We start from the raw sequence: 15,442 nt of genomic DNA, 5'->3' as shown, positions 1-15,442 counted from the left end.
CTTAGGCTCGTGCGCTGGCAGTGGCGGAAGTGGGCAAGCCGCTGAGTTCGGCGGCGCCGAATCGCTGGAAAGCGATCCGTCGCTCGATCGGGTAGACCTCGCGTCCAGCCAAGCGGTTGATAATTACTGAATTGCGGTAGGCTCCCATGCCCAGATCCGGAGCGGTGAAGCCGTGGGTGTGCAGTTCAGCGTTCTGCACGAAGATGTCCTGGTCCAACCCGATGGAATATTCGCGATCTACATTGAAGCGGCCATCGGGAAGGTAATCGATGCGTTGGCTGATGCCTTGCAAGAAGTCCGGAGTGCCTGCGCGGTAGCCGGTTGCCATGACAAGGTGGTCGGCGAGGAATTCCAGGTCTTCACCGGTGCGTTCATGGCGCAAGCTGATGGCCAGGTGATCCGTGTCAGCGCCGATGCTCGTGGCCGCGCAGCCGGTACGCAGGTGCACATTCGCTGCGCCATTGACGCTTCGCTGGTAGAGCTCTTCGTGGATTTCGTTGATCAAGTCCGCGTTGATCCCCTTGTAGAGCCCCTTTTGCTCTGCTGACAGGACATCCCGCTGATCCATGGGCAGGGCATGGAAGTGGTCGATGTATTCCGGAGATGTCATCTCCAAAGTGAGCTTGGTGTATTCCAGCGGGAAGTAGCGTTCTGAACGCGTTGCCCACACCAGATGATCCTCTTCTGGCAAGCTGCGCAGAAGATCCAAGAAGATTTCTGCGGCGCTCTGGCCGCTGCCGAGCACAGCAGTTACTTTCGGGCCGGAACCTGCGGTCCGGGAGGATAGGAGTTTCTCGCGGTGGAAGGCGTAGTCGCTTGAGTGCACCACGTTGCCGGTGGCTTGTGCTTCCGTGGTGAGAACCGGCGGCAGATAAGGCTGGGATCCGGTGCCCAGCACCAACTTGTCTGCGGTGAATCGGGTCAGTCCTGCGGCAGTGAGCACCGACAACAGGTAGACCCCGTCGTGGTATTCGGCTTCGAGCACCCGGTGCCCGAATCGTACGCTTTGAATATTTTCTGCGGCCCACGCCAGGTAGTTGGAATACTCCTCGCGCAGCGCGTAGAAGTCTTCGCGGATATAGAACGGGTAAAGCCGCTGTTTTTCCTTGAGATAGTTCAAGAACGAATGCTTGCTGGTCGGGTTCGCCATGGTCACCAGATCTGCCATGAAGGGAACCTGGAGATGGGTTCCGGGAAGCATCATGCCAGGGTGCCAGACGAACTTCTCTCCGGCTTCCAGAACTGCAACGTGCAGATCATCCAATCCATCGGCCGAGGCGGCAAAACCCAGATTGAAAGGGCCAGCGCCAATAGCGATGACGTCAAAGTGCTCGGTAGGTTCAATCATTTCTTCTCTCCAAGGGTGCGTTCGGCCAAGATTCCGGAACCAATCCGGCAGATAGCGTCGAGGATCTCGCTGATATCGGCCAGGGTCGTATTCGGATTGAGCAGCGTCAGTTTCAGCAGGCGTTTGCCTTTGACTGTGGTGGCGGCGATCATCGCTTCGCCGCTGGCATAGAGGCGTTGGCGGATCTGGTTGGCCAGGGCATTGTGCTCGTCCAGTTCCAATGGGTGCTGTGGATCTTCAAAGGAGAAGACCAGCGTGCTCAGCTGCACGTCGGCTGCCATCCGTAGCTGGGCGCGCATGGCAACTTCCTGTTGAGCGTCCTCTGCCAAGGCGATGACCTGGTCGAACATGGCACCCAAACGGCTGGCACCCAAAGAGCGCAACGTGACCCACAGCTTCAGCGCATCGAAGCGCCGTGTGGTCTGCAGGGACTTCGAGACCTGGTTGGGGGTGGACTCGGCCTCCGCACGCGGGTTCAGGTACTCGGCATAGTGGGCGATGGATTCCATGGAGGCCGCCGAGCGGACCACCAGGGCGCTGGAGCCGATGGGCTGGAAGAAGGACTTGTGGTAATCCACGGTGACCGAGTCGGCCAATTCAATGCCGTCCAGCCGGTGGCGGTGGGAGTTGGAGACGAGCAGGCCGCAACCGTATGCGGCATCCACATGGAACCACGCGCCTACTTCTGTGGCGATAGCACGTAGCTGGGGCAACGGATCGATGGCCCCGAAGTCGGTATTCCCGCTGGTGGCGGAGATGGCCATGGGCACCAATCCGGCGGCGAGGTCTGCGTCCAGGCGCACGCGCAATGCATGCGCATCCATGCGGTGCTGGGCGTCTGTAGGGATCGCCACGGCCGCGTCGTAGCCCAGACCAAGGAGCATCGCGGCGTTGCGAATCGAGAAGTGCGCATCTTCCGAGCAATAGATCCGCAGATTAGCCAGCCGTTCAGGCAAGGTGCCCCGCAGCTTTGCGGTAGCGGTGTTTCGTGCGATCAGCATGGCCTGAAGGTTGGATTGAGTTCCGCCAGAGGTAAAGATTCCGTCGGCCTGCCCGGTCCCGAAGCCGATCAGATCGGCGGTGAAATCGATGAGCTTGCGCTCGATCAGTGTTGCTCCAGCGCTCTGGTCAAAAGTGTCCATCGAGGTGTTGATGCTCGTGACGAAGTTCTCGGCGACCACCGCAGGGATCACGACGGGGCAGTTCAAGTGCGCCGCGTACTTCGGATCGTGGAAGTAGACCGCGTCGTTGAAATACAACTCATTCAGCTCGGTGAACGAGTCCTGGGTTGAACCCAATGGACTATGCAGGTCGACCAGGTCGATGCGTTCCTGCAACTGCTGCGGAGTCGGTCCGGTCGTCGGCGCGTTCACCGATGCCAATCGGTGGGCCACGCGTGAAATGGCTTCACGCGACTCGTTTTCGTAGACACGGGCGGTGTCTGCGCAGAGCAACGAATCATCGTAGATCGGCAGTGGTAGATCAGGCATTTGCAGGGTAGACAGTGAGGCACCCAAAAGCATGCTCCTCAGATAGAGACAATCAATAGTTGGTCAGGCTCACCTAACAAGAATCTATTAACATCACACTTCAATTAGTTAATGCAAGCCGAGTAATTCACTCTCTCCGCCAGGAGAAAAGTTTCTACATTTTCCTGCGGGTGGCGCCCGGCTGTGATAAGTTACCCGCTGACCTGCATCTGAGCGAGGCTGAAGCTGGACCGCTGCGGGGTTGAAGTGGAGAGAACTTCTCGACTTCCAATGTCCCGGAATTATCACTAATCGTTTGATTGCACTTTCAAGCTAGAACTGTATGATCAAACAGTTAGAGCAAGGGAGGGCAAGTGGCCACGGTAAGCCCAGGAAAAGTCCAGCGATCCCAGCGTCTGCTCCTCGGGTCGAACGCAACGGACGCGGCAGGACGCTCACTTTCTGATATCACGATTGATCTGCTGTTCGTGGGTACCCTTGGCGCAACTGCCATGCAGATGGGAGTGCTCAATGCGCTTGGTTCCCTTTCCTTTGTGCTCGCGAGCATCCCCGCGGGCCATTTGGTCGACAAGTATTCCGCGTTGCGGGTCCTGCGCATCGGTCTCGGGTCCAAGCTTTTCCTGCTGGGGTGCCTAGCGGCGCTGTCCTTCGCCGAGGAGCTAACGATCCCGCTGGGGATGCTGTTGTGCGCATTGCTCGGCTTCTGCAATGTTTTTTCCGAAACGTCCCAAACCACTGCCGTTCCGCAGCTCATCGGAGATGAGCCTGAAGTCCGAGCGGCGAGCATCAGCAAGCTGATCGCCTCGCTGGGAGCTGCGGACCAGTCAATGACCGTGATTGTCCCGGCCTTGGCGGGAACCGGCTTCGCGCTGTGGGGAGCGCCAGCGCTGCTGAGCATCTCGGCGGCTCTGGGCCTGCTGGCAATGCTGATGGCGCTGCAGGTGCGTTCCTATCGCCTGTCGCAAGGCCCTGGCCGCCGCCCCGGGCCGTCGACCGAAAAGGGCGGCATCCTGGCTGGCCTCAGGTATCTGGCCCGGCACCGCCTGCTCTTGGCAATTACCGTTGCAGTGATGTTCTCCAACTTGGGGCTGGCCATCGGGTCATCGGTAGAAGCGATCTTCATTATCAACGAGCTCGGCTTTGGCGAATTCGGGTACGGCCTTTTCGCCTCGGTGAGTGGCGTTGGCGGGCTAATTGGAGCTGCTATCGCAGGAACGCTGGCTGGAAAATTCGCTCCGGCAACCTTGCTGATCTACACCGGTTCGATGCAGGCAGTTTTGGCGGGCTGCGTATTGGGCGCGGCTTATGCAACCGAAATGTGGTCCATGGTGCTGCTGGGAATTTTCGCGCTGGGATGGGGAATCGTCGTGCTGCTCTTCAATATTGCTGCCTCGTCCTGGATTGTGCAGATCGTTCCGGAGCAGCTGCTGGGCCGAGTCTTAAGCGCACGCCGGTTATTCACCTTTGGAGTAGTTCCCGTTGGCGGATTAGTTGGTGGGGCAATGGCCAGCGCGTGGGGGATTACCGCTGGACTGCTTGCCTGGGTCGTTGCCGCAACCCTCTCAGTTATTAGCTACCTAGTGATGCGCGGCCCGGCAAGCCGTTAGGCTGGAAGGCATACGCACCACGAAGTAAAGGCAACCGCGCACGTGAAACTCGTTATCGACGCTCGATACACCCGCATCACCCACCATGATGGCATTAGCCGGTATACCGCCGGGTTGATCGAGGCCGCCAGCAAGCTTGCCGAGGTCACGATGCTGGTCAACGACACCAGGCAGCTGGCAATGCTCCCCGATGTTCCGTATCTGAAGATTTCCGGGCCCACGAGCGTGCTCGAGCCATTCGTCGCCCTGCAGATCAACAAGCTCAAGCCGGATGTCGTGTTCTCGCCCATGCAGACCATCGGATCGTTGGGGCGGAAATATCCCTTGGTCCTGACCTTGCATGATTTGATCTACTACTCGCATCCGCATGCACCGAAGTTCCTGCCTGCTCCGATTCGCGCTGGATGGTACTTGTTCCATCAGGTCTACTGGCCGCAGCGGATGCTCCTGAATCGTGCCGACGCGGTGGCTACCGTTTCCAACACCACAGCCGAACTCATGCGCAGGCATCGACTGACCAAGAAGCATATTGGACTGGTGTTCAACGCCCCCACCGGAAATTTTGCTCGTCGAGACCAAGCGAAGCGCCCAAAGAAGACCTTGGTCTATATGGGTTCCTTCATGGAATACAAGAACGTCGAGACACTCATCCGCGGCATGGCGCACCTGCCGGACTATGAGCTGCACCTGCTAAGCGGGATCAACGAGCAACGTCATGCTGAATTATCCAAGCTCATCCCCTCGCAATCCACAGTGGTATTCCACCGCGGTGTCAGCGATGAGGAATACGAACAGCTGCTCAGCGAATGCACTGCCTTGGTAACCCTTTCGCGAGAAGAAGGCTACGGGCTTCCCCTGGTCGAAGCGATGAGCATGGGAACTCCGGTGATTGCCACCGATATGCCGATTTTCAGGGAAGTCGCGGATGACGCCGCGCTGTATGCTTCGGCAGATGATGCACAAGGCTTCGCGGACCAAGTACGCACTTTGGATGAGCAGGCTACCTGGAGACAGTATTCGCAACGCGCCGTGGAACGAGCCGGGCACTACTCATGGGAACAATCAGCCCAGCAGCTGCTGGATTTGGCCAGATATGCGGCAGATCACAGAAAATAGTTTGCTGCTGCCTGGTGGATAAGCATCCGATCTCGCCCGGAAAATGGCGGAAATTCGGGGCAGGGAACGCATGCTCCGCAACGGGAACTTCCGATTTGAAAACCGCACTTGGCCAGTGCTAAAGTATTACTCGTTGCATTCCTCCATAGCTCAATTGGCAGAGCATTCGACTGTTAATCGAAGGGTTACTGGTTCAAGTCCAGTTGGAGGAGCCAAAGAAACCTCCCAGCTCCGCAAGTAGCTGGGAGGTTTTGTTTTACCCAAAAGCGGTCGTTGCCATGCGCAAATTCGAAGTGAAAACCCAGCAACACCCGAACCTCCTATAACCACAGGTGATTAGACGATAGACTTTCGAATCGTTAACAGTTACACCCACAGCATGAGATAAAGGCAGTGGGTTTTACGCCTGAAGACTGAGTCGTATGCGGCAACCGGGGTGTTAGCGTTTGATGTACCGGTTGCTGAGCGATCGAGAATATGGAGAAACCATGTCTGAAGCTGAATCGACGCAAGCTGACGAAAGCCTTAAGTCGAGTGTCAAGAGTGCTAAGACGCAGGTTGATGGTCTCAAGGAGCTTGTTCCACAACAGCTCTCGGACGAGATCAAACTCGCGACTACGGTACTCAAAGGCAAGGGAATCAGCATTGGCATGGCGGCGGCGCTCGCCGGAGCTGCACTGCTCGTAGTGTTGCTCTTCGTCATTGCTGTTGTCGTTACCCTGGTCAATGTATTGGCTCTCTGGTTGCCCGGTTGGGCAGCCGCATTGATCGTTGCAGGATTCTTCTTGCTGGTTGCTGCCATCTTGGGATTGGTTGGATATGCCAAGGTCAAGAAGGCACTGCCGCTGAAACCGGAAGCAGCTATTCGCGGACTCCGCCACGACTTGGGCGTGCTCAAGGACGGCAGCGCCTTCGATGTCAGCACTCTTGATGAGCCGCTGAAGAAGAAGTCGGCTGAGGATGACGAGAAGGCTGAAAAGAAGAAGGAACCGAAGCCTCCGGCACCAAGTGCCGATGAGCTGATCCTTCGCACCAAGCGTCGCCGCCGCCAGATCCAGGCTCTGCGTGACAACCTGGGCGAGAGCGTGCAAGCGCCACTGGCCAAGATCGACAAGATTCGTTCCTTCACCCAGGGAGCTGGGGAAAAGTTCTCCGGAGCAGCCGCCAAGGCGAAGGGATTCGTTCGCCCTTCCTCGTCTTCGTCTTCCGAAGACCAATCGGAGGCTGACAGAGCCGGCTCAAACCGCTTAGAGCAGGCACGACCGTATATCGTGATGGCAGGTTCCGGGCTGGCGCTGATGGCTGTAGTCCGCGCATTGTTCAAGCGCTCCTAGGTCTTTCGCCGACGGGGCCAGGCATTAGCCGTACCAAGCGTGCGCGTGCCCCGTCGTATGAAAACTTAGGCTAGAAAGGCACTGACATGGTTTGGATCGCTATTGCAGCGGCACTATGCAGTGCCTTTTGTCTTGCCTTTGGAGCGCACTTCCAATCGCAGGCAGTCCGCAGTGCTGTTGGCGGTCTGGACCTGACAATTAAGAATGTCGGGAAGCTGGCCCGCAACAAACGCTGGATGAGCGGACTGGGGCTGATGGCTCTTGGCATGGCCTTGAATGTTTTCGCGCTAGCCAGCGCGCCCTTGACGGTGGTGCAGCCAATTGGTGCCATTGCATTGGTGATCACTGCGATGGTCAATGCCAAGGAAACCGACCTGACGATGAATCGTCCCACCGTATTGGCGATCATCAGCTGCATGGTGGGTTCGGTTGGCTTCGTGCTTCTGGCCGTCACTGCCACTAGCAGCAACCAGGAGGTAAACGACTACGAAGCGCACTTGATTGAAATGATCTTGGCGGTAGTCGTTGCCATCGTGGGATTGGCCACCATCTTCTTCCACAAGAAGCTCGGTGCGTTCTTCTTCATCCTCGGTGCTGGCGTCCTATTCGGATTCGTCGCCGTACTGGTTCGAACCATTGCAATCGCCGTGATGAATATCGGCGACGGCAGCTTTATCCAGCTGCCTTGGCTGGCTGGCCTAGCGGTAGTTGTAGCTGGCCTTCTCGGCTCATATTTTGTGCAAAAGGCCTACTCAAAGGGACCTCCTGACCTTGTCATCGCAGGGTTGACGGTGATTGACCCGATAATTGGCATTGCCATTGGAATCGGCATCCTCGGGGAGCTGCGTCCTGATGTTCCGGTACTGGTCACCGTACTGATGCTGGTGGCTGCTGGTTTGGCTATCGTCGGTGTGACCGCACTATCCAGGCATCACCCGGACGTAATTGAACGCCGGAACCAGACTGAAGCAGAAAAATCCATGCCTGATTCCAAATAGACTGAAGCTGCAGATTTTAATAGAAACTACAACGCGTGTGAACGCCGAAGGATGCTCGTGGCCAAGGAAAAACCGCTGACCATCGTCATTGCTGCTGACACTTATCCGCCAGACGTCAACGGTGCAGCGATGTTTTGCTACCGGTTGGCTACTGCGATGCATGCACGCGGCCACCGGGTGCATGTGCTGGCGGCCCGTGGAGATAAGGGCAAGACCTACACCGAGATCCGTGATGAAGCAATTGTGCATCGTCTGGAATCGCATTCGGTACCTACCCACGAGTACTTCCGCATCGTGTTCCCGTGGGAAGTCAATCGGCAGATCAGCAAGCTGCTCTCGGATATCAAGCCCGATGTAGTCCACGCCCAGAGCCACTATATGATTGGCCAGCGCACGATCGGATGGGCTCGCAAGAACAAGGTTCGTTCCATCGCCACGAACCACTTCATGCCGGAAAACCTTGACCCATTCCTGCCTTTCCCGCAGTGGTTCAAGCGAATTGTCGCGCAGAATTCGTGGAGAGACATGGGGAAGATCTTTGGGCGGGCAGACGCCGTCACGACCCCGACTCCACTGGCGGCCAAGGCAATGCGTGAGCGTGCCAAACTGAACCGGGTGCTTCCGCTGTCTAACGGGATCGAGATCGGCAACTACGAGCTGGCGGCCGGGGAAGAAATCATTAAAAACGAGTTCCCCACGATCTTGTTCGCAGGCCGTCTTGCCGTTGAGAAGAACATCAATGAACTCATCGAAGCATTGCCTTTGATGAGCCAGGTGCCTGATGCCATCATTGAAATTGTGGGCGGGGGAGAGCAACGCGCTCACTTGGAGAAGATCGCCGACGAATTGCAGCTGCGAGACCGTGTCCGTTTCCTCGGGCATGTAAGTGATGAACAACTGCGCCAGGCCTACCTGCGTTGCGATGTGTTCTGCCAACCAGGCACCGCCGAACTGCAGTCATTGGTAACCCTGGAAGCACTCTCGGCTTCCAAACCCGTCGTTCTGGCCAACGCGATGGCCCTGCCGCACCTGGTAGACGAAGGCATCAATGGTTACATGTTCACGCCGGGAGACCGGCAGGATCTGGCCAACAAGCTAGACCAGGTTCTGGCCCTGGATGAGCAGCGCCGTGCCAAGATGGGTGAAGCCGGGCACGAAAAGGTGAAGAACCACGCGCAGGAAAAGACGATGAACTCCTTCGAAGCCCTTTACCGCGGCCACGAAGTTTCCACCCATTAATAGGTTCATCGTCATCGGGTGCGTCAAATCGGTGTTTCGGCTAGTGATGCCCTAGAATATTTCGAGTGTGGTTACACCGCTTCGGCGATGGGCCCATGTGGGGAGTTAGCTCAGTTGGTTAGAGCAGGGGACTCATAATCCCTTGGTCATGGGTTCAAGTCCCATACTCCCTACCAAACAAGATCGTCCAGCAGCTTATGCAAAATAAGCCGCTGGACGATTTTTCGTTCCGGGGTATGGAAACTGGAAGAAGCCAGTTCCCGGCCCATTGCGCGGTACCAACTTGCAACTCTCATGGCAGTCCAAGGAACAGGCTGCGCGGCTGGGCACGATCTCGCCAGGGGCAAGAACACGCAGAGGATCCGGTCTACAAGACCCGCGACAGTAACCGTGGCTCTTCATGGTGCACCGCCGGGAGATTTCACGGTCATTCGTGCAGCGGCAAGAGAATTGATGGACGCATGTCGCGGATCAGCAACACCGGGTCAATGTATTCTCCTTCGAGCCGCACGCCCCAGTGAATGCATCGGCCCGAGCAGTGCGCCCCGGTTGCTACCTGTCCCACCTTCGCGCCAGCCTCGACCCAATCGCCCACCGAGACTCCGGCGGCTACCGGTTCGATGCTGGTCTTGAATCCGGAACCGTGGTCGATGACCAGCACGGGTCGATCCACGATCACTGAAGCGAAGGCGACTTGGCCGCGCTGGGGCGCGAAGACCGAGTCTCCGGAGCTGGCAACCAAATCCACGCCGCGATGACCGGGAAGCCAATTCTCCTCCGGCTTATCGAAGGGCTCCAGAATTTCCGGTTCGCCAGCTAGTGGCCAACGCCAGCCGTTGCCGGCGGCGAGTGCAGCTTGTGCTTGGACTGGTTGTGGCGCCGCAGTCAGGGGCGAGGCCGGAGGACCACTGAAGGCCAGCAGCAAAACCTGCAGCCCGGCGACTAGATACTTGGATTTCATCCTCTCAGGCTGGACCCAATAGCCGGATCTTGAGCAGTTGGAAGAGCGAATTGTGGGCAAGCGAATGGGCTGCAGATCACCGATATCGCCGTGTAAAGCGTTGAGTTCTCTGTAGTACACTTGAAACAGCAGTGTCCTGTCACAGGTGTGTCCAAAACTGGGTGCGTCGGGCAGGGGATTGACTTCGCGTATGAGTATCCACAGCTTCATGAGCTGTGGCCTGAGGTTCCAGTGGTCCGAGAGAATCGGTGGACCGAAGGCGAGATGCCAAGCATCTATCGGTATTCATGCTAGGGCGGATATCCACAATGGCTATCTGCATCAACCCGAACAAACAAGAGCAGTTACCGCGGGCGCATGCGCGCCCGGTCCGCCACTGCTGAAAGGAGTTGCGACATGCCAGTCGTAACCATGCGAGAGCTGCTTGACAGCGGCGTCCACTTCGGCCACCAGACCCGTCGCTGGAACCCAAAGATGAAGCGCTTCATTTTCACCGAGCGCAACGGCATCTACATCATCGACCTGCAGCAGTCGCTGTCGTTCATCGACCGCGCTTACGAGTTCGTCAAGCAGACCGTTGCCCACGGCGGCACCGTACTGTTCGTCGGTACCAAGAAGCAGGCTCAGGAATCGATCGCCGAGCAGGCTAACCGCGTTGGCCAGCCATACGTGAACCAGCGTTGGCTCGGCGGTATGCTGACCAACTTCCAGACCGTCTCCAAGCGCGTTCAGCGCATGAAGGAACTGGAAGAGATCAACTTCGAGGACGTTGCTGGCTCCGGTCACACCAAGAAGGAACTGCTGCTGCTGAAGCGCGAGCTGACCAAGCTGCAGAACAACCTCGGTGGTATCCGTAACCTGACCCGCACCCCTTCCGCTATCTGGATCGTTGACACCAAGAAGGAACACTTGGCTATCGACGAAGCACAGAAGCTGGGCATCCCAGTTGTGGCCATCCTGGACACCAACTGCGATCCGGACGAAGTTACCTACCCAATCCCAGGCAACGACGACGCAATCCGCTCCGTCAACCTGCTGACCCGCGTTGTTGCTGACGCTGTGGCCGAAGGCCTCATCGCCAAGAACAACAAGGCTGCCGGCAAGACCGAGGGTGCTGCTGAGCCAATGGCTGAGTGGGAGCGCGAGCTGCTTGAGGGCGAGAAGGCCAAGGCCGAAGCTCCAGCTGCAGAAGCTGCAACTGAAGCACCAGCTGCAGACGATGCAACTGAGGCACCAGAAGCCAAGTAGTCACCTCGGTGACTCCAGAAGTTTGCCTGGGCGCACTAGCGTGTAGCTCGGGATGAACTTCACCAAGTCTTGTGGGACGGGCCGGAAATCCGACCCGTCCCATAAGCAAAATAAACTTGAAACTCCTAGCTGAATGGGATTGCACGTGGCAAACTACACCGCTGCTGATATCAAGGCACTGCGCGAGCGCACTGGCGCCGGCATGATGGACGTTAAGAAGGCACTGGACGAGGCTAACGGCGACGCCGAGAAGGCCATCGAGATCATCCGCGTCAAGGGCCTGAAGGGCGCTACCAAGCGCGAAGGCCGTTCGACCGCTGAAGGCCTGGTTGCTGCCAAGGTTGAAGGCAACGTCGGCGTCATGATCGAGATCAACTGCGAGACCGACTTCGTTGCCAAGAACGAGAAGTTCATCGCACTGGCCAACAAGGTCCTGGATGCCGCTGTGGCTTCCGGTGCTGCAGATGCAGAAGCACTGCTGGCTTACGAGCTGGACGGCAAGACCGTTGGCGACATCGTTATCGAAGAGGGCGCAATCCTCGGCGAGAAGGTTGTTGTACGCCGTGTTGCACGCATCGAGGGTGCCAAGGTTGCTTCGTACCTGCACAAGACCAGCAAGGACCTGCCAGCTCAGGTTGGCGTTCTGATGGCTGTTGACGCTGACAGCGAAGCTGCCGCAACCGTCGCACACGACGTTGCTGTCCACACCGCTGCAATGGCTCCTACCTTCCTGTCCCGCGAGGAGGTTCCAGCTGACAAGGTTGCCGACGAGCGCCGCATCGCAGACGAAACCGCTCGCGCGGAGGGCAAGCCAGAAGCTGCACTCACCAAGATCGTTGAAGGCCGCCTGACCGGTTTCTTCAAGGAAATCGTCTTGGTTGACCAGGCTTTCGCCAAGGACGCAAAGAAGTCCGTAGGCAAGGTCTTCGAAGAAGCTGGCACCAAGCCAGTTGCCTTCGCACGCTTCCGCGTTGGTGCCTAAGCTTTTACAGCTCTAAGCATTAGCCGTACGCATTAAGCGAACCGCGTTCAGGGCAACCTGAGTGCACAAGATCAAAGGGAGGTGAGCACCGAGAGAAAACTCGGTGACTCGCCTCCCTTTTCTTGAGCCCGGATCTCACGATAGCTTGGGATCTGGGAAGTAATACCCCCAGCTTGATTCCGACCTCCAGGAGTAAGACACCTCATGCCAAGCACCCCAGAAACCAAACGACGCCGCGTACTGCTCAAGCTCTCCGGTGAAGTATTCGGCGGCGGCAAGATCGGCGTTGACCCGGATACCGTTCGCGGCATCGCCAAGCAGATCGCTGAAACCGTAGGCGAAGTAGAGGTCGCAATCGTGGTTGGCGGCGGCAATTTCTTCCGCGGCGCAGAACTCTCGGCCTCCGGCATGGACCGCTCGCGCGCAGACTACATGGGCATGCTTGGCACCGTCATGAACTGCCTGGCACTGCAGGACTTCCTGGAACAATGCGGCGTCGAAACCCGCGTCCAGTCGGCCATCGCCATGGCCCAGGTCGCAGAAAACTACATCCCACGCCGTGCCATCCGCCACATGGAAAAGGACCGCGTTGTCATCTTCGGCGCTGGCGCAGGCCTGCCGTACTTCTCCACCGACACCGTGGCCGCGCAGCGTGCCCTGGAAGTCGATGCTGACGAAGTTCTGATGGCCAAGTCGGGCGTCGATGGCGTGTACACCGCGGATCCGAAGAAGGATCCGACCGCCAAGAAGCTGGAGACCTTGACCTACAGCGACGCGCTGGTCAACGACATCCGCGTGATGGACCAGACCGCCATGACCATGTGCCAGGACAACAAGCTCAATATGCTGGTCTTCGGCATGGAAGGCGAAGGAAACGTGGCCGCGGCAATTCGCGGCGAGCGGATTGGCACCACCGTCACCGTCTAATCGGTGATCGTGGCTTAGGATTGAAGTAGATTTAATTTCCCGTAGCGGAAACACAGATGAAGTACTTGAGGAGTACCGGTGATTGACGAAACGCTGGCGGAAACCGCCGAAAAAATGGAACGCACCATTGAGGCCGCCAAGGAGGACTTCGCGACGATCCGTACCGGTCGCGCCCACCCAGGCATGTACTCGAAGGTCATGGTGGACTACTACGGTTCCCCGACCCCACTGCAGCAGTTGGCTTCCTTCGCAGTGCCAGAAGCACGCACCATCACCATCACCCCATTCGATGTGACCGCTATGCGCGCAATCGAAAAAGCTCTGGGCGATCCAGAAGTTGGGGCAAACCCATCTTCGGACGGAAAGATGATCCGCGTTGTCCTTCCAGTGCTGACCGAAGAACGCCGCAAGGAATACGTCAAGCTGGCCAAGGCCAAGGGTGAGGACGCCCGCGTTGCGCTGCGTAACCACCGCCGCAAGGCCAAGGACTCCATCGACAAGTTGGTCAAGGATGGCGAAATTGGCGAGGACGAGGGCACCCGTGCGGAAAAGGACCTCGACGCGCTGACCAAGAAGCACGTTGACGCAGTTGACGAGATCTTGAAGAAAAAAGAAGCAGAGCTGCTGGAAGTCTAATGCCAGGCTCGACAGACAACACTGAGGGCAACGCTTCGGCGGTGCCCTCAGTGGCATCCGGAGAATCCCAGCCCCTGACCCGACGTGAAGCTCGTGCCCAGCGCGAGGCTGCCGCCAAGGGGAAAAAACGCGGTTTCATGAAGAACCGCGCGGCTAGGGAAACTCCAGAACCTGCCACTGGAATCCAAGAACCGGTCACGACTGAACCGGCCAATCCGGTAGCTGCTCCAATGGCCACGCCAGCACTGGCACCAGCCGTGGAGCAAGTTGCCGGCACCGATGGCGTTTTGCCGACCCCTCAGCCAGAGGCTGGCGCGAACCCGGCAGCCGAGGTTTCCCCAGGCAAGGATGCAGCCGCTACGGCTGATACCGGGCAAGCGAAAGAGCGTGCCAAGGCAGCCTTCATGGCCGATACGTCCAAGCCAGTGACGGCTCCGGGGCCGGTAGCTGCCCAGCAGGCCGGACCAGCCGAGGAACCGGCTGAGCCCGTAGAACCGGCGGAACCCGGCAAAGCCAAGATCTTAGCGGCCCCAGCTGCCCAGGGTGGTATGCCAGCGAAGGGCGAAGCGACCAAACCGGACGCCGAATCAGCGGCGCAGAATCCAGCGCCTGCCGAGGGCAAGGTGCCTGCTCCACCGGTTTCCGACTCCACGGACCTGGCCGAGACCGGCCAGCCCGACGCGGCAGAAGCAGACATCCCTGCCGAGCTGTTGATAGGAACCCCGGAGCCGAAGAAATCGCGCGCCGGACGCAACCTGCCCGCGGCAATCGGCGTAGGCTTGCTGATGCTCGGCGTCGTCCTCGTTGGCCTGATGTGGTCGCAGCCATTGTTGGTCATCGCGCTGATTGCCCTCAGCGGCATTGGCTGCTGGGAAGTTGCGAGAGCTACCACTCACGCCAAGACCGCGGTGCCTCAATTGCCGTTGTACCTGTCCTCGGTCTTGCTGCCGGTCAGTGCCATTTGGGGCGGGGTGGAAGCCCTTGGATTCAGCTACATTGCCTGTATCCTCATCGCTTTGCTCTTCCGGCTCATGGAAGGACTCAAGGGTGCTGTGGCCTCGGTGATGAGCAGCGTGTTCATCATCAGCTGGGTGCCGCTGCTGCTTTCCTTCGCCCTGCTGATTCTTGATTCCGAGAATGGCCAATGGCTCATTGCCACGCTTTTGCTGCTCGCGGTCGCCAACGACACCTTCGGCTACATCGTGGGTGTGCTAATAGGCAAGCATCCGATGGCGCCAAAGATTTCTCCGAAAAAGTCCTGGGAGGGCTTCGCCGGATCAATGATTGGTTCGATGGCTATTGGTGCTTGCGCAATGCACTTCTGGCTGGAAATGCCATGGTGGACGGGCGTCATCTTGGCGTTCTTCACCACCATTGCCGCGACCACTGGCGACTTCGCGGAATCCATGGTCAAACGTGAACTGGGCATCAAGGACATGAGCAACTTGCTGCCGGGCCATGGCGGAATCATGGATCGCTTGGACTCGATATTGTTTGTCATTCCTCTGGGCTACGTGATTTCGCATGTGTTGGCCTGGAGCGTCGAAGTCTTCTGA

13 protein-coding genes and 2 tRNA genes are annotated in these 15,442 nt (G+C 58.1%); 12 read left to right on the top strand and 3 right to left on the bottom strand.

Annotation, left to right across the window (positions count from 1 at the left end; all coding sequences use genetic code 11):
• Position 1: 1 nt before the first annotated feature.
• Together ACFVHU_RS09030 and ACFVHU_RS09025 are read right to left on the bottom strand one after the other, a co-directional pair.
• Positions 2-1,348 carry a lysine N(6)-hydroxylase/L-ornithine N(5)-oxygenase family protein gene (locus tag ACFVHU_RS09030; RefSeq protein ID WP_388023978.1) on the bottom strand — a complete coding sequence of 449 codons (1,347 nt, stop codon included), beginning with the start codon at positions 1,346-1,348 and terminating at the stop codon, positions 2-4.
• The gene (locus ACFVHU_RS09025) at positions 1,345-2,838 is read right to left on the bottom strand and encodes a pyridoxal phosphate-dependent decarboxylase family protein (protein WP_388023977.1); all 1,494 of its coding nucleotides are present in this window, start codon (positions 2,836-2,838) and stop codon (positions 1,345-1,347) included. Before ACFVHU_RS09025 ends, ACFVHU_RS09030 begins: the two co-directional genes overlap by 4 nt.
• 353 nt (positions 2,839-3,191) lie before the next feature.
• Here ACFVHU_RS09025 and ACFVHU_RS09020 point away from each other — a divergent pair, with 353 nt between their 5' ends.
• The 7 genes from ACFVHU_RS09020 to ACFVHU_RS08990 all read left to right on the top strand — a co-directional run bounded on the left by ACFVHU_RS09020 (position 3,192) and on the right by ACFVHU_RS08990 (position 9,308).
• On the top strand, positions 3,192-4,445 hold the full coding sequence (locus ACFVHU_RS09020) for an MFS transporter (RefSeq protein ID WP_388023975.1): 1,254 nt from the start codon (positions 3,192-3,194) through the stop codon (positions 4,443-4,445).
• 42 nt (positions 4,446-4,487) lie between these two features.
• Positions 4,488-5,561, top strand: a complete 1,074-nt coding sequence (locus tag ACFVHU_RS09015; protein WP_388023974.1) for a glycosyltransferase family 4 protein — start codon at positions 4,488-4,490, stop codon at positions 5,559-5,561.
• Between the two features lie 139 nt (positions 5,562-5,700).
• Positions 5,701-5,776, top strand: a tRNA-Asn gene (locus ACFVHU_RS09010).
• A gap of 273 nt (positions 5,777-6,049) precedes the next feature.
• Positions 6,050-6,895 carry a phage holin family protein gene (locus tag ACFVHU_RS09005; protein ID WP_181149034.1) on the top strand — a complete coding sequence of 282 codons (846 nt, stop codon included), beginning with the start codon at positions 6,050-6,052 and terminating at the stop codon, positions 6,893-6,895.
• Positions 6,896-6,981: 86 nt separating this feature from the next.
• Positions 6,982-7,893 carry a DMT family transporter gene (locus tag ACFVHU_RS09000; RefSeq protein ID WP_388023973.1) on the top strand — a complete coding sequence of 304 codons (912 nt, stop codon included), beginning with the start codon at positions 6,982-6,984 and terminating at the stop codon, positions 7,891-7,893.
• A gap of 51 nt (positions 7,894-7,944) precedes the next feature.
• Positions 7,945-9,132: a glycosyltransferase gene (locus ACFVHU_RS08995; RefSeq protein WP_388023972.1), complete on the top strand. Its 1,188-nt coding sequence runs from the start codon at positions 7,945-7,947 to the stop codon at positions 9,130-9,132.
• A gap of 99 nt (positions 9,133-9,231) precedes the next feature.
• Positions 9,232-9,308: transfer RNA gene (locus ACFVHU_RS08990), tRNA-Ile, on the top strand.
• Between the two features lie 251 nt (positions 9,309-9,559).
• Here the strand turns inward: ACFVHU_RS08990 and ACFVHU_RS08985 are convergent.
• Positions 9,560-10,093 (bottom strand): M23 family metallopeptidase, encoded by a 534-nt coding sequence (locus ACFVHU_RS08985; protein WP_388023970.1) that lies wholly within the window; start codon positions 10,091-10,093, stop codon positions 9,560-9,562.
• A 396-nt stretch (positions 10,094-10,489) separates the two neighbouring features.
• On the opposite strand from ACFVHU_RS08985, the gene rpsB reads away from it, so the two are divergent.
• From rpsB to ACFVHU_RS08960, 5 genes are all read left to right on the top strand, one after another.
• Positions 10,490-11,341 (top strand): 30S ribosomal protein S2, encoded by an 852-nt coding sequence (gene rpsB, locus ACFVHU_RS08980; protein WP_105661810.1) that lies wholly within the window; start codon positions 10,490-10,492, stop codon positions 11,339-11,341.
• A 145-nt stretch (positions 11,342-11,486) separates the two neighbouring features.
• Positions 11,487-12,323, top strand: a complete 837-nt coding sequence (gene tsf, locus ACFVHU_RS08975) for a translation elongation factor Ts (RefSeq protein ID WP_105657303.1) — start codon at positions 11,487-11,489, stop codon at positions 12,321-12,323.
• Between the two features lie 204 nt (positions 12,324-12,527).
• Positions 12,528-13,250 (top strand): UMP kinase, encoded by a 723-nt coding sequence (pyrH, locus tag ACFVHU_RS08970; protein ID WP_105657240.1) that lies wholly within the window; start codon positions 12,528-12,530, stop codon positions 13,248-13,250.
• A gap of 78 nt (positions 13,251-13,328) precedes the next feature.
• Entirely contained in the window at positions 13,329-13,886 is a 558-nt protein-coding gene (gene frr, locus ACFVHU_RS08965; RefSeq protein WP_105657241.1) for a ribosome recycling factor, read from the top strand.
• Complete coding sequence (locus ACFVHU_RS08960) at positions 13,886-15,442, top strand: phosphatidate cytidylyltransferase (RefSeq protein WP_388023968.1); 1,557 nt, start codon at positions 13,886-13,888, stop codon at positions 15,440-15,442. Before frr ends, ACFVHU_RS08960 begins: the two co-directional genes overlap by 1 nt.

Source organism: Glutamicibacter sp. NPDC127525, assembly GCF_042672105.1.
Classification (GTDB): Bacteria; Actinomycetota; Actinomycetes; order Actinomycetales; family Micrococcaceae; genus Glutamicibacter.
The sequence above is the reverse complement of the archived record's forward strand: the minus strand, read 5'-3'. Positions and strand labels throughout refer to the sequence as shown.

Coding starts and splice junctions, on each gene's coding strand:
- ACFVHU_RS09030 (WP_388023978.1), bottom strand. CDS start 1,348: ATGATTGAACCTACCGAGCACTTTGACGTCATCGCTATTGGCGCTGGC.
- ACFVHU_RS09025 (WP_388023977.1), bottom strand. CDS start 2,838: ATGCCTGATCTACCACTGCCGATCTACGATGATTCGTTGCTCTGCGCA.
- ACFVHU_RS09005 (WP_181149034.1), top strand. CDS start 6,050: ATGTCTGAAGCTGAATCGACGCAAGCTGACGAAAGCCTTAAGTCGAGT.
- ACFVHU_RS09000 (WP_388023973.1), top strand. CDS start 6,982: ATGGTTTGGATCGCTATTGCAGCGGCACTATGCAGTGCCTTTTGTCTT.
- ACFVHU_RS08995 (WP_388023972.1), top strand. CDS start 7,945: ATGCTCGTGGCCAAGGAAAAACCGCTGACCATCGTCATTGCTGCTGAC.
- ACFVHU_RS08985 (WP_388023970.1), bottom strand. CDS start 10,093: ATGAAATCCAAGTATCTAGTCGCCGGGCTGCAGGTTTTGCTGCTGGCC.
- rpsB (WP_105661810.1), top strand. CDS start 10,490: ATGCCAGTCGTAACCATGCGAGAGCTGCTTGACAGCGGCGTCCACTTC.
- pyrH (WP_105657240.1), top strand. CDS start 12,528: ATGCCAAGCACCCCAGAAACCAAACGACGCCGCGTACTGCTCAAGCTC.
- ACFVHU_RS08960 (WP_388023968.1), top strand. CDS start 13,886: ATGCCAGGCTCGACAGACAACACTGAGGGCAACGCTTCGGCGGTGCCC.